Raw genomic sequence first — 13,407 nt, 5'->3', positions numbered from 1 at the left:
ACGCTACCCGGGGGCCCGGGAGCAGGCTCCCGGTGCGCGGCCGGGTGTCGGGCCCCGCCTACGGCCGCAGGGAGATCCAGTGCGGGTCGGGGACCACGGTGAGGATCGCCGAGACCACCACGACCAGGCCCAGGACGACCTGTTCGCGGCGGGCCAGCCGGTGGGCGACCGACGGGTCGGCGTCCCGGAGCATCCGCCGCCGGGCCGCCACCGCCAGCACGCTGACCACGGCCATCAGCGCCAGCTTGACCAGCAGGGTGCGCCCGTAGGCGGAGGTGAACACCACGTCCAGCGGCAGCCTGCGCAGGGTCGACGCCGTGCCGGTGGCGGCGAGGGCGACGTACAGCCAGATCGCCAGGCGCGCGTACCGGCCGAGCAGTGCGCGGGCCGCGACGGGTGAACCGCGCCAGAGCCACATGGTGCGCAGGACGTACAGCAGACCGCCGGTCCACAGCGACGCGGCGGTCAGGTGCACGACGGTGAGCGCGGCGCCGAACTCCGGGCTGTACGCCTCCGGATGCGCGCGCAGGGCCTCCGCGCCGATGACGAGGGCGAGCGGGGCGAGCGCGAGGGCCGGGCGTCCGCTCGCGGCGCAGACGGCGGCGAGGACCAGGCCGTTGGCGATGAGGAGGAGCAGGCCGCCCTCGCGGGTGCCGTAGGTCTCGGTGATCCCGAGATCGCTGACGGCGGCGAGCCGGACGATCTGCCCGGCCGCGGCGGCCGCCCCGGCGAGCGAGGCGTACACCGCCCAGCTCCGCACGGCGGTACGGGGACGGCCCCGGACGGGCCGGATGAGCTGCGGGGCGAGGAGTTCGCCGAGGTGGAGGGCGAGCGCGGCGAACAGGACGGTGCGGAGCACGGTGGTGAGCCCCGCGCCGGGTATCCGGAGCTCCCCGGTGCCGCGTGCCACGAGGCCGGGGCCGAGCAGCGCCACGAGGAGCGCGAGGACGCCCGCGGCGCAGAGCAGGAGGGGAGCGGTCCAGGAGCGTCCGGCCCGCGGTCCGGGCGGTTCCCCGGGTATCCCGCCGGCGAAGGGCGCCTCGCCCGTCGGCGCCGGTGCGGCCGCTGCCGCGGGTGCGCCGGGCCCGGGCGGCGTGGCCGGGTCGGCAGGGGGTCCGGAGAACATCACGGCTCGATCCTGGCCGGTGGACAAAGGCACAGCAAGCCGCGCACGGTGGGCGGGTGGGCCGGAAGGGACCGCAGGGGGCCTCTCCGGACGAACCCGGCGGCGGCCGGGCCCCGACGGTGCGGGGCCGGCCGCCCGGGCGGGTCAGGCCTTGTTCTGCGAGGCCCAGAACTCGTCGAAGGTGAGCAGGCCGTCACCGTTGGCGTCGTGGGCGTTGATGATCGCCTGCGCCACCGTCTCGGTGACGAAGGGGTCGCCCAGCTGGGCCATCGCGCTCTTGTACTCGTTGGCCGTGATGAGCCCGTCGCCGTCCCGGTCGAACCGCTCGAATGCCGTCCGCGCCGACTCGATGTCCGCCACAGTTCCGCCCCTTCGTGATGCCGAATGTCAGGGATCAGATTATCGGGCCGTCCGGGTGACCTCGGCGGCCGGTCGGCCCAACAGCTCCGTGGCCGTCACCGCGTGCAGCCCGCGGCGGCCGATCTCGGCGAGCAGCAGCGGCAGCGCGTCGACGGTGGGCGGGCGGCCGAGGCTGAGCTCCACCACCGACCCGTTGCGCAGCTCCCCCGCGACCTTGCGGGTGACGGCGGCGACGCCGGTGGCCGCGTGGTCGAGCGACTCCACGTCGCAGCCGAGGACGTGGGGATAGCCGGCCCGCTGGGCGAGGCGTTGGAGCAGCGGGGAGGCGTACGCGGTGGGCGAGGGCCGGAACCAGGCGCCGATGGACCCGGTGAGGCGGCGCAGCCGCCGGGCGCAGGCGGCGATCTCCTCGTACGCCGCGCGTTCGTCCAGGGAGGCCAGGTCGAGGTGGTGCTCGGTGTGGTTGCCGATCTCGTGGCCCCCGTCGAGGATCCGGCGGGCCAGGCCGGGGTGTTCGGCGAGCCAGGCGCCGACCGCGAGCACCGTGACGCGCGCCCCGGCCTGTTCGCACCGGGCGAGTGCGGTGTGGGCGAGGTCCGGGTCGCCCCGGCCGTCGAAGGTGAGGGCGACGCGGGGCCGGTCGCGGGGACCGTGCGCGATCCGGAAGGGCAGCGCGGGGAAGCGGTGCGGGGCGGGGGCGGCGGCCCGGGAGGCGGCGGGGGCGGGGGTGGCGGAGGCGCTCGGGGCGGGGGCCTCGCCGGAAGGGCGGGTGGCGGCCTCGGGTCCGGCGCCGCCGCCCGTCCCGCCGCTCCGGGCGCAGCCCGCGACGAGGACGGCGGCCAGCGCCCCGGCCCCCGCGCCCAGCGCGCCCCGGCGGCCCATCGGGGCCCTGTGTCCGTCCATGCCCGACCACCTCGCGCTCCGTGGATTCCGTCGGTTCCCCGGACACAGTAGAGGCAGGATGGGCGAAATAGGATGATTGCGCAGTTCTTCAGATGATCAATGAATCATTCAGGCGTTGCCATAAAGATGCATGGAATGCCAGGTAAGTGATCGAGCACACCTGCGATTCAACCGGCGCATGACCGGTTCATCCATAAATAGCCCGACAAGTCGCTTTGGCACCGGGGTCGCCCGTCTGCCATAGTCGGAGCCACGACCCCCACTGACCCGGGCACAGGTCGTTCACAAGCGGCCGTGGAAACACCCCCCATTCCGCGGCCCCCGCCAGAAGCCCCCGCAGCGCCGCACCACGGCCGACCGGGGGCTTCTGCGTATCCGCCGCGGCAGGGGGCCGGGCGGTCAGCGGTCGGAGATGCGCATCTCGAACCAGGTGGTCTTGCCGCGCGGCAGCAGATCCACCCCCCAGCGGTCGGAGAGCTTGTCGACGAGGAAGAGCCCGCGGCCGCTGACGTCCATCTCGCGCACCGGCATCAGGCACGGCAGCCCGCGCGAGGGATCACGCACCTCGACGCGGATCCAGCCCCGGCGGCGGACCATCCGTAACCCGAAGACCCGGGCCCCGGTGTGGCGTACCGCGTTCCCCACGAGCTCGGAGACCAGGAGCACCGCGTACTCGGCGGTCTGGGGAGAGAGCGCCCACTGGCGGAGCACGACGCAGGAAGTGATGCGCCGGGCGGTCGCCGCCGACTCCGGGCGGGACGGCAGCCGGACCTCCTCCTCGGTCGGATTCCCGAACAACTCCAGCGCCTTGAACGCCTGTTCGTCATCCATGGTCGACGTCCAGCGTGCCGCGGTCGCGCTGCTGCGCGGTCGCGGCTGATCCACACCCTCCAGGCCCGCCATGCCCACCATCATGGCCGCCCGGATCGCCCTCCGGGGCCGTTCCGGGGGAATCGGCACCCCGGAACAGCCCCTCCCGCGGAAGGCATTTGGCATATACCCCTGGCACCACAGCTCCCCGAACGGCCCCGTTGAGCTGCGGCGATGTCCCACCCGAGGGGAACCGCCCGGCCGGAGGCGGGGCCGGGCCTTAAGGTTGCCTTAAGGCCCGGATAATCCGCTCTGACGGATGAACTCCCCGCGCGGGACCGTCCGACCCGACTACCGGGCCACCCGTTCTGACTACCGGTCAGAGGAAGGTGGCCTTGCCCGGCCCCTCCTCGACGAAGCTGCGCATGCCCCGCTCGCGGTCCTCGGTGGCGAACAGGCCGGAGAACCAGTTCCGTTCGATGGTGAGCCCGGTGTCGAGGTCGGTCTCCAGCCCGGCGTCGATCGACTCCTTGGCCGCGCGCAGCGCCAGCGCGGGGCCCTTGGCCAGCTTGGCGGCCCAGGCGTACGCCTGCTCGTGGACCTCGGCGGCCGGGACCACCCGGTCGACCAGACCCAGCGTCAGGGCCTCCTCGGCCTTGACCATGCGGCCGGTGAAGATGAGGTCCTTGGCCCGGGAGGGGCCGATCAGCCGGGCGAGCCGCTGGGTGCCGCCCGCGCCCGGGATCAGCCCGAGGAGGATCTCCGGCTGGCCGAGCCTGGCGTTGTCCGCGGCGATCCGGAAGTCGGCGCAGAGCGCCAGTTCGCAGCCGCCGCCGAGCGCGTAGCCGGTGACGGCGGCGACGACCGGCTTGGGGATGCGGGCGACGGCGGTGAAGGCGTCCTGGAGGCCCTTGGAGCGGAGGACCATCGCCGTGTGGTCCATCGCCTGCATCTCCTTGATGTCCGCGCCCGCCGCGAACACCTTCTCGCCGCCGTAGAGGATCACGGACCGCACGTCCTCGCGCCGGGCCGCCTCCTCGGCCAGTTCCCGCAGCCGGTCCTGGATCGCCACGTCCAGGGCGTTCATGGGCGGCCGGTCCAGGAGGATCGTGCCGACGCCGTCGCGTACTTCGAGGGTCACAGTCATGCCTAGAGGTTAACCACCGCTAACGCCGGCGGGCCCGGTGCCGTTGGTCACAGCACCGGGCCCGCCGGGTCGATCGGTGGGCGGAGGGAAGTCCTACTTCCTCCACTCCTCCCAGTCCATGTTCCAGCCGTTGAGGCCGTTGTCGGGCTGGATGGTCTTGTCGTGGGAGTTCTTCACGATGACCACGTCGCCGATCAGCGACTTGTTGTAGAACCAGGCCGCCGGCGTCTGGTTGTCGTAACCGCCGCGCACGTCCCGCAGACCGACGCAGCCGTGGCTGGTGTTGGAGTTGCCGAAGATGGAGGACGCGCCCCAGTAGTTGCCGTGCAGGAAGGTGCCCGAGGTGGACAGCCGCATGGCGTGCGGCACGTCCTTGATGTCGTACTCGCCGCCGAAGCCGACGGTGTCGCCGTTCATCCGGGTCACCTTGAGCTTCTCGCTGATGACCATCTGCCCGTTGTACGTGGTCGTCGCCGGGGCGCCCGCGGAGATCGGGATGTCCTTGATCTGCTCGCCGTCGCGGACCACCTTCATCCGCTTCGCGCTCGCGTCGACGGTGGAGACCTGGCTGCGGCCGATGGTGAACGACACCTTCTTGGCCTGCTTGCCGTAGACGCCCGGCCGCCCCTCGACGCCGTCGAGGTTGAGGTCGACGGTCACCTTGGTGCCCGCCGCCCAGTACTTCTCCGGGCGGAAGTCGAGACGGTCGTTCCCGAACCAGTGGCCCTCGATCTCGACGGCCGGCTCGGCCGTCACCTTGATCGCCCGCTCCACCGCGTCGGGGTCGGTGATGCCCCGGGTGAAGTTGATGGAGACCGGCATACCGACCCCGACGGTCGAGCCGTCCTCCGGTGTGTAGTGCCCGATGAAGGTGTTCGCCGGGACGAGCGTGGTGAAGGTGGTGTCCTTCGCCGACTCGCGTCCCTCCGCGTCCTTCGCCACCGCGTGCACCGCGTACTTGGTGGAGGCGGCGAGATGCCGCTCGGGCGTCCAGCTCGCGCCGTCGGCCGCGATCTCGCCCTCGACCTCGTTGCCCTTGGGGTCGGAGACCTTCACCGTGGTCAGCTTGCCCTGCGTGGCACCGATCTTCAGCGCACCGCTGGTCGCCACGGACTCCGCGCCGTCCTCGGGCGCGATGGCCACCACCGCCTGCGAGGCGGCCGTGTCCTTGTTCTTCGCGCTGCCCGCCGGCCCCTTCCCGTCCCCCGCACCGGCGTCACCGCCGCCGCACGCCGTCACCAGCAACAGCAGTGCTCCCAGGACCAGGGCCAGAAGCCCCGGTCCGTGCCGCTTCCCGCTCGCCCCGGCCGATGCCCCCGATATCGGCTGCCCGTTCACTGTGGTCGTCTCCCCTCGCACGGCCCGGCTCCCGCCGTGGCCCGCACCCCCGCGCGCCGAACATGCGCGCCGCCGCAAGATAATCACATCGCGAGCGGGGTGAACTCCCCCCGGATTGTCACCGTTCCGTACCAGTGGTCCGGGCAGTTGTGCAGGTGGCGCGGGGTACCGGAGTGGAGCGGCGGGGTGCGGGCGACAGACGAGAGGGGCCGGGGCCTCAGCGCAGGGCGGAGCCTGCCTTCCACTTCTTCCAGCCGAGGTTCCAGCCGCTGAGCCCGTTGTCCGGAGCGACCTTCTTGTCCCGGGAGTTGACCACCTCGACCACGTCGCCGATCAGGGTCCGGTCGAAGAACCAGCCGCCGGGGGTGGAGCCGCTGCCGCCCTTGGCGTCGCGCAGTCCGACGCAGCCGTGGCTGACGTTCTCCTCGCCGAAGACGGATTCGTCGGCCCAGTAGTTGCCGTGCAGGAAGGTGCCGGACTCGGTGAGCCGGATCGCGTGCGGCACGTCCTTGATGTCGTACTCGCCCTTGCCCTTCTTGTCCGTGAAGCCGACCGTGGCCCCGTTCATCCGGGTCACCTCGTGCATCTCGGTGACCACCATCCTCCCGTTGTACGTGGTCGTCTTCGGGGCCCCCGCGGTGATCGGCACCGTATCCACGAGCTCGCCGTCCCGGCGCACCTCCATGGTCTTCTTCTCCGCGTCGACCAGGGAGACCTGGGAGCGGCCGACCGTGAAGACGACTCTCTTGTCCTGGCCGCCGTAGACGCCCGGGGCGCCCTCGACGTCGCGCAGCCCGATGTCGACGGTGACCTCGGTGCCGGGCTTCCAGTACGCCTTCGGGCGGAAGTCGAGCCGGTCCTCGCCGAACCAGTGGCCGGAGACCTCCACCATCGGATCGGACGTCACCCGGATGGCCTTCTCCACCGCGGCCCGGTCGGAGATCGGGCGGTTGAAGGAGAAGGAGACGATCATGCCGGTGCCCACGGTGGACCGGTTCTCCGGTTTGAAGTACCCGATGAAGCGGTGCTCGGGGACGAGCGTGGTGAACGTGGAGTGCCGGGCGGAGCGGCGGCCCTCCCCGTCCACGGCCACCGCGTCGATGCTGTACTTCGCGGCGAGGGCGAGCCGTCCCGCGGCGGGCTCCGGCTTCCAGGACCTCCCGTCGTCGGCGATGCGCCCGGCCACCGTCTGCCGCTGCGCGTCCTCGATCCGCATGACCTTCACGCTCTCCAGCCGCCCGTCGGGGACCTTCACGGCGATGCGGGTCTCCTCGTCGACGTCCTTGGCGCCGTCCTCCGGGAAGACGCCGATCGCGTCGCCGGAGGACCACGCCTTGCCGTTGAACACGGCCTCCCGGGCGTCGGTGCAGCCGGTCAGAAGGGCCAGCACGGTCAGCAGTCCTGCCCATGTCAGCACGGCGGCCGAGCCGGCCCGTGCGCTCTTCGCTGTCTGGTTCACGCTCCCCCAACGACCAGGGCCGGTCGGGGGAAACGTGAGTGCGGGCCGCCCGGTGGGCAGAACAGAGGGGAGGACTACCCGAAGAGGCCGCGGCCGGGACGCCGCGCGCCACGCGTAGGTGCCCGTCCCACGAGCCGCGGGAGGCGACACGGTGTCCAGCGCAGCCGAGCAGGAGGCAGTAAGGGATCCGGACACGGCGGTCGGCGCCGGGGCGGAGGGCACGGAGGCGCACCGCGCCGCCCCCGCCCGGATCCAGGCACCGTCCCCGGCCGTCTGGCCCGGGGCCCCGATGCCGCTGGGGGCCCGCTTCCGGGTCGGCCCGGACGGGGTGGCCGGGACCAATTTCGCGCTGTGGGCGGGCGGGGCCGAGGCGGTCGAGCTGTGCCTCTTCGACGAGCGGGGCGCGGAGACCCGCTGCCCGCTGACCGAGCTGACCCATGAGATCTGGCACGGCTTCGTGCCCGGGGTGCGGCCCGGTCAGCGTTACGGCTACCGGGTGCACGGCCGCTGGGACCCGTGGACGGGCGCCCGCTGGAACGCGGCGAAGCTGCTGCTGGACCCGTACGCCCGTGCGGTCGACGGGACCTTCACCCTGCCGCCCGAGGTCTACGGGCACGTACGCGACTGGCCGGACCAGCATGTGGCCGACACCGTGCGGGACGACCGGGACTCGGCGCCCTTCGTGCCCAAGGGCGTCGTCGTGCGCGACGACGACGACTGGGTGGAGGACCGCCGGCCCAAGACCCCGTGGGCGGACTCCGTGATCTACGAACTGCACGTGCGCGGCTTCACCAAGCTGCACCCGGACATCCCGCCCGAGCTGCGCGGCACGTACGCGGGGCTCGCGCACCCGGCCGCGATCGAGCACCTGACGCGGCTCGGGGTGAGCGCCGTCGAACTGCTCCCGGTCCACCAGTTCGCCCACGAGGACCATCTGCTGCGGCGCGGGCTGCGCAACCACTGGGGCTACAACTCCATCGGCTACTTCGCCCCGCACGCCGGCTACTCCGCCTCCGGGACGGCGGGCCAGCAGGTCGGCGAGTTCAAGCGGATGGTGCACGCGCTGCACGAGGCCGGGATCGAGGTGATCCTCGACGTCGTCTACAACCACACCGCGGAGGCGGGCGAGCTGGGCCCGATGCTGTCGCTGCGCGGCATCGACAACCGGGGCTACTACCGGCTGCGGGACGACCCGCGCCGCTACGCCGACTACACGGGCTGCGGCAACACCCTGCACGTGGTGCAGCCGCAGGTGCTGCGGCTCATCACCGACTCGCTGCGCTACTGGGTCACCGAGATGGGCGTCGACGGCTTCCGCTTCGACCTGGCGGCGGCGCTGGCCCGCTCGATGCACGACGTCGACATGCTCTCCCCGTTCCTCGCGGTGATCGCCCAGGACCCGGTGCTGCGCCGGGTGAAGCTCATCGCCGAGCCGTGGGACGTCGGCAGCGGCGGCTACCAGGTGGGGGCGTTCCCGCCGCTGTGGACCGAGTGGAACGACCGCTACCGCGACGCGGTGCGCGACTTCTGGCGCGGCGCGCTCCCCGACGTACGGGATCTCGGCTACCGGCTGACCGGCTCCAGCGACCTGTACGCCTGGGGCGGCCGCCGCCCGTACGCCTCGGTCAACTTCGTCACCGCCCACGACGGCTTCACCCTGCGCGACCTGGTGAGCTACGAGCAGAAGCACAACGAGGCCAACGGGGAGGGCAACCGGGACGGGACGAGCGACAACCGGGCGTGGAACTGCGGGGCGGAGGGCGAGAGCGACGACCCGGGGATCACCGCGCTGCGCCGCCGTCAGCTCCGTAACCTGCTGACCACGCTACTGCTCTCCACCGGGGTGCCGATGCTGGTGGCGGGCGACGAGATGGGCCGGACGCAGGGCGGCAACAACAACGCCTACTGCCAGGACAACGAGACGGGCTGGCTGGACTGGTCGCTCCTGAAGGAGCCCGCGTGGCGGGAGCTGACCGAGCTGACGGCCCGGGTGCTGACGCTGCGCCGGGACCATCCGGTGCTGCGGCGCCGCGCGTTCTTCTCCGGCCGGGCCCAGGCCCCGGACGGGCTGCGGGACCTGGCGTGGTTCGCCCGGGACGGCCGGGAGATGACGGAGGGCGACTGGTACGCCCCCGCCGCCACGCTCGGCCTCTACCTCTCCGGGCGGGACATCCCGGGGCGGGACGCGCGGGGCGAGCCGGTCACCGACGACAGCTTCCTGGCGGTCCTGCACGCGGGCGCGGAGCCGGTCGCCTTCGAACTGCCGGGCGCGCCGTGGGCGGACGCCTATGTACTGGTCCTGGACACCTCGCGGGAGGACCAGGCGGAGGCCCCGGGCACGGTCCTCGAAGGCGGTACGGAGGTGACGGTGCCCGCCCGTTCCGTGCTGCTGCTGCGGGTGGCGGAGTAGAGCGAGGGGCCCGGATCAGCCGAGGATGCCCCGGTCGTAGCCGACGGCGACGGCGGCGGCCCGGTCCTTGGCGCCCAGTTTGGCGAAGACATGGGTGAGGTGGGTCTTCACGGTCGCCTCGCTGATGAACAGCTCGGCGGCGATCTCCCGGTTGGTGGTGCCCCGCGCCACCAGGACCAGCACCTCGCGCTCGCGGGCCGACAGGGACGTCTCGGCGGGGCCGGCGGGGGTGCGGACCCGGGTCATCAGCCGGGAGGCGACGGCGGGCGACAGGACGCCGCGCCCGTCGGCTGCGGCCCGGACGGCCGCGAACAGCTCCTCGCGCGGCGCGTCCTTGAGGAGGTAGCCGGTCGCGCCCGCCTCGATCGCGGGCAGGGTGTCGGAGTCGGTGTCGTACGTGGTCAGCACCAGGACCTTCGAGCGCGCGCCGCGCCGGGTCAGCTCCGCGATGGCCGCCACTCCCCCGCCGCCGGGCATCCGCAGGTCCATCAGGACGACGTCGGGGTCGAGGCGTTCGACGGCCGTGAGGGCGTCGACGCCGTTCGACGCCTCGCCGAGGACCTCGAATCCGGGTGCGGCGGCGAACATGCCGCGCAGTCCGTCCCGGACGACCGGGTGGTCGTCGACGACGACGAGGCTGATGGTGCGGGCGGCGTTCTCGGTCATGACCGCACCGTACGGCGGGTCGGAGGTGTCTGGCCAGGGGCCGCCGCGGTGCTGTTCAGGGGGTGCCTGACCAGGGGGACCCTGGCCGATACCGCCGTGCCGCCACCCGGTTCCGACTCCACCTCGACCGCGCCCGCGATGCGCTCCGCGCGGGCCCGCATCCCGCCGAGGCCGAAGCCGCCGGTGCGGTCGGCCGGGGCCGCGGCCGCAGGGTCGAAGCCGCGCCCGTCGTCCCGTACGTCCAGGGCCAGTTCGTCGTCCATGAAGGACAGCGTGACCCCGACCCGGGAGGCCCCGGCGTGCCGGCCGGCGTTGGCGAGGGCCTCGCCCGCGATGCGCAGCAGGGTGGCGGCGATCTCGTCGTGGACCGGTTCGACGGTGCCGGTGACGGTGAAGTCGGCCCGGACGCGGTGCTGTTCGGCCCAGTCGGCGACGGTCTTCTCCAGCGCTCCGGCCAACTCGTCGTGCTCCAGGGCGACGGGGGCCAGGTTGTGCACGGAGCGGCGGGCCTCGCCGAGGCTGTGGCGGGCGAGCGCGGCGGCCCGCTCCAGGTGGACGCGGGCGGTCCCCGGATCGCGGTCCGTCAGGGAGGTGACGACCTGGAGCTGGGCGATGATCCCGGTGAGGCCCTGGGCGAGGGTGTCGTGGATCTCGGCGGCGAGCCGGCGCCGCTCGTCGTCGACCCCGGCCTCCCGGGCCTGGACGAGGAGTTGGGCGTGCAGGGCCGCGTTCTCCGCCATGGCCCGCTCCAGCCGGACGTTGGTGCGCTCCAGCTCGGCGATGGTCTCGACCTGGATGCGGGCCTTCTCCTCCTCCCTCATGCCGACGTGCCAGAAGAAGAGGGCGAGGGTGGCGTTGACGATGTAGAGCACGCAGAAGGCGACCCAGTTCATCAACGAGGCGGGCGGCAGGCCTCCGCTCTGCGAACCGGCCAGGGTGACGGCGGTGATGAGCAGCCCGACGCGGACGAAGCGCTTGGGCAGCAGGGGCTCGACGTCGAAGTAGTTGAGCGCCGCGTAGACCGCGAAGAATGGGTTGAGCCAGGACAGCGCGAAGGCCAGGACGGTCCGGGCGCCGTAGTAGGCCACCCCGGCCGGGGCGCCGGGAGCGGTACGCGGGCGGGCCCGGCCCCACCAGAACTGGAGCCCGTACGCCGCCACGACGAGGACCCCGGCGACGTACATCTCGGTACGGGTCATGATCAGGTCGGCGGCGACGCCCCCGACGAGGGCGGACAGGGTGAGGACGGCGTAGGGACCGTACCGGTAGAACTGCTCCCAGCGGTCCTCGATGGTGCGGGGCCCTGTCGCACCCGACGGGTACGAGAAGCGGGGCGGCAACGTCATTCCGGCAGTCTCCGTCACTGCCACCGGAAGAGTCGACCGGCCGCGGTGCCCAGAGCCGCGGTCCACAGGGCGAGGACCAGAAGGTGGATCCAGCCCGGCCAGCTCCCGGACGCGGCCTGCTCCAGCGCCTGGGAGGCGGCTCCCAACGGGGTGATCTCCACGATGCGGCGCAGGGCGTCGGGCATCGTCTGGACGGGCAGCCACACCCCGGCGCTGAACATCATCACGAGGTAGGCGCCCGTGCCGAACGCGGTGGCCGCCTTCGTCGTCCGGGACAGGGCGCAGATCATGGAGCCCAGGGTCAGCACGGCGGCGACGGCGAGCAGCAGCGCCAGCAGATAGCCGGGGAGCTGTTCGGGCAGCGCGACCCCGTAGGCGATCCGGCCGACGGCGGTGACGAGGACTGCGGAGGCGAGGCAGGCCGCGCCGTGCAGCAGGATCTGGGCACCGAGCAGGGCGGAGGGCCGCACCGGAGTGGCGGACATCCGGCGCAGGATGCCGCGCTCGCGGTAGGCGGTGAGGACCGGCGGCATCGCCTGGACCGCCGCCGTGATCAAGGCGAGCAGGATCGAGATGGGGACGTACAGGTCGATGACGCGCCGTCCGCCGAGGTCGTCCTGCGCCTCCTTGAAGGCGGGGATGAAGCCGAGGATCACCAGGAGAACGGAGGGGAAGGCGAAGATCCAGAACAGGTTGCCCGGTTCGCGGAGGAAGAGCCGGGTCTCGGCGATCAGGACGGCGGCCGCGGGGCCGCGTCGTCGGGTGACGCGGGGCGTGGGGGCGGTGGCAGATGCGGTGGTGGTCTCGGTCTGCATGTCAGGCGTCCTGTCCGGTGAGGTCGAGGAAGGCTTCGTCGAGGCTGGTCTCGGTGATGCGCAGCTGCCGGGCGGTGACGCCGAGTTCGGCGAGCAGGGCGACGAACGGGGTGAACGTCTCGTCGGTGCCGTGCAGCGTGAGCGCCCCCTCGCGGTCGGGCGGGGTCACGGAAGCGATGCCGGGAAGCGCGGTGAGCCGGCCGAGGGCGGGACCGGTGAGCACCTGGGAGGGCACGAAGGAGATGACCGTGGAGCCGGCCGCCTGCCGGATCAGCCCGCTCGGGGTGTCCAGGGCGACGACCTTGCCCCGGTCGATGACGGCGATCCGGTCGCAGAGGCGCTGGGCCTCCTCCATGAAGTGGGTGACGAGCAGGACGGTCACCCCGCTGTCGCGGATCTCCTCGATGAGCTTCCAGGTGTCGCGGCGGGCGCGCGGGTCGAGGCCGGTGGTCAGCTCGTCGAGCACGACGACCTTCGGACCGCCGATCAGGGCGAGGGCGATGAACAGGCGCTGCTTCTGGCCGCCGGACAGCTTGGCGAAGCGGGTGGTGAGCCGGTCCGCCAGGCCGAGCCGCTCCGCGAGCGGCCGCCAGTCGGCGGGGGCCGGATAGAAGGCGGTGTAGAGCTCCAGCGCCTCCCGTACGGTCAGTTTGGCCTGGAGCTCGCTCTCCTGGAGCTGGGCGCCGAGCAGCCGCGTGACCCGGTCGTGGTCGGCGACGGGGTCGAGCCCGGCGACCCTGATGGCGCCCGCGTCGGGGATGCGCAGGCCCTCCACGCATTCGACGGTGGTGGTCTTGCCCGCCCCGTTGGGGCCGAGGATGCCGAAGATCTCCCCCTCGTCGACGGAGAAGGAGACGCCGTCGACCACGGCACGCCCCGCATAGGTCTTGCGTACCCCGTTGACTTCGATGATTGCCATGTCCACCAGGGTTCCGGCGGGCGGGCGCGGGCGGTATCCGCCGTCACGCTCGACGGCGCATCGGCCGATCGGCCGACCCGGGGTACGACCGCCGGCGGCGAAGGGCCG

At 72.7% G+C, this 13,407-nt stretch carries 12 protein-coding genes; 1 reads left to right on the top strand and 11 read right to left on the bottom strand.

Annotated features, from left to right (window positions below; translation table 11 throughout):
- Positions 1-58: 58 nt before the first annotated feature.
- From OG245_RS26985 to OG245_RS26955, 7 genes are all read right to left on the bottom strand, one after another.
- Positions 59-1,126, bottom strand: coding sequence for a CopD family protein (locus tag OG245_RS26985; protein ID WP_371626009.1), 1,068 nt, complete (start codon positions 1,124-1,126; stop codon positions 59-61).
- Between the two features lie 144 nt (positions 1,127-1,270).
- Positions 1,271-1,486: an EF-hand domain-containing protein gene (locus OG245_RS26980; protein WP_217223211.1), complete on the bottom strand. Its 216-nt coding sequence runs from the start codon at positions 1,484-1,486 to the stop codon at positions 1,271-1,273.
- Between the two features lie 39 nt (positions 1,487-1,525).
- On the bottom strand, positions 1,526-2,389 hold the full coding sequence (locus tag OG245_RS26975) for a polysaccharide deacetylase family protein (RefSeq protein WP_371626008.1): 864 nt from the start codon (positions 2,387-2,389) through the stop codon (positions 1,526-1,528).
- Between the two features lie 399 nt (positions 2,390-2,788).
- The gene (locus tag OG245_RS26970) at positions 2,789-3,304 is read right to left on the bottom strand and encodes an ATP-binding protein (RefSeq protein ID WP_371627999.1); all 516 of its coding nucleotides are present in this window, start codon (positions 3,302-3,304) and stop codon (positions 2,789-2,791) included.
- 274 nt (positions 3,305-3,578) lie between these two features.
- Complete coding sequence (locus tag OG245_RS26965; RefSeq protein ID WP_371626007.1) at positions 3,579-4,346, bottom strand: enoyl-CoA hydratase/isomerase family protein; 768 nt, start codon at positions 4,344-4,346, stop codon at positions 3,579-3,581.
- 93 nt (positions 4,347-4,439) lie between these two features.
- Positions 4,440-5,684 carry an Ig-like domain-containing protein gene (locus tag OG245_RS26960; RefSeq protein WP_371626006.1) on the bottom strand — a complete coding sequence of 415 codons (1,245 nt, stop codon included), beginning with the start codon at positions 5,682-5,684 and terminating at the stop codon, positions 4,440-4,442.
- A gap of 217 nt (positions 5,685-5,901) precedes the next feature.
- On the bottom strand, positions 5,902-7,143 hold the full coding sequence (locus tag OG245_RS26955) for an Ig-like domain-containing protein (RefSeq protein WP_371626005.1): 1,242 nt from the start codon (positions 7,141-7,143) through the stop codon (positions 5,902-5,904).
- 151 nt (positions 7,144-7,294) lie between these two features.
- On the opposite strand from OG245_RS26955, the gene glgX reads away from it, so the two are divergent.
- Positions 7,295-9,553, top strand: coding sequence for a glycogen debranching protein GlgX (glgX, locus tag OG245_RS26950; protein WP_371626004.1), 2,259 nt, complete (start codon positions 7,295-7,297; stop codon positions 9,551-9,553).
- 15 nt (positions 9,554-9,568) lie between these two features.
- Here the strand turns inward: glgX and OG245_RS26945 are convergent, their stop codons facing one another.
- From OG245_RS26945 to OG245_RS26930, 4 genes are read right to left on the bottom strand one after another with little or no spacing between them, the layout of a single operon-like run.
- Positions 9,569-10,219 (bottom strand): response regulator, encoded by a 651-nt coding sequence (locus OG245_RS26945; protein ID WP_371626003.1) that lies wholly within the window; start codon positions 10,217-10,219, stop codon positions 9,569-9,571.
- Complete coding sequence (locus tag OG245_RS26940) at positions 10,216-11,565, bottom strand: histidine kinase (RefSeq protein ID WP_371626002.1); 1,350 nt, start codon at positions 11,563-11,565, stop codon at positions 10,216-10,218. Before OG245_RS26940 ends, OG245_RS26945 begins: the two co-directional genes overlap by 4 nt.
- A 14-nt stretch (positions 11,566-11,579) precedes the next feature.
- Positions 11,580-12,380 (bottom strand): ABC transporter permease, encoded by an 801-nt coding sequence (locus tag OG245_RS26935; protein ID WP_371626001.1) that lies wholly within the window; start codon positions 12,378-12,380, stop codon positions 11,580-11,582.
- 1 nt (position 12,381) lies between these two features.
- Positions 12,382-13,299, bottom strand: coding sequence for an ABC transporter ATP-binding protein (locus OG245_RS26930; RefSeq protein ID WP_371626000.1), 918 nt, complete (start codon positions 13,297-13,299; stop codon positions 12,382-12,384).
- Positions 13,300-13,407 lie beyond the last annotated feature (108 nt).

Source organism: Streptomyces sp. NBC_01116 (genome assembly GCF_041435495.1).
Taxonomy (GTDB): Bacteria; Actinomycetota; Actinomycetes; order Streptomycetales; family Streptomycetaceae; genus Streptomyces.
This window is presented reverse-complemented; position numbering and strand designations above follow the sequence as displayed.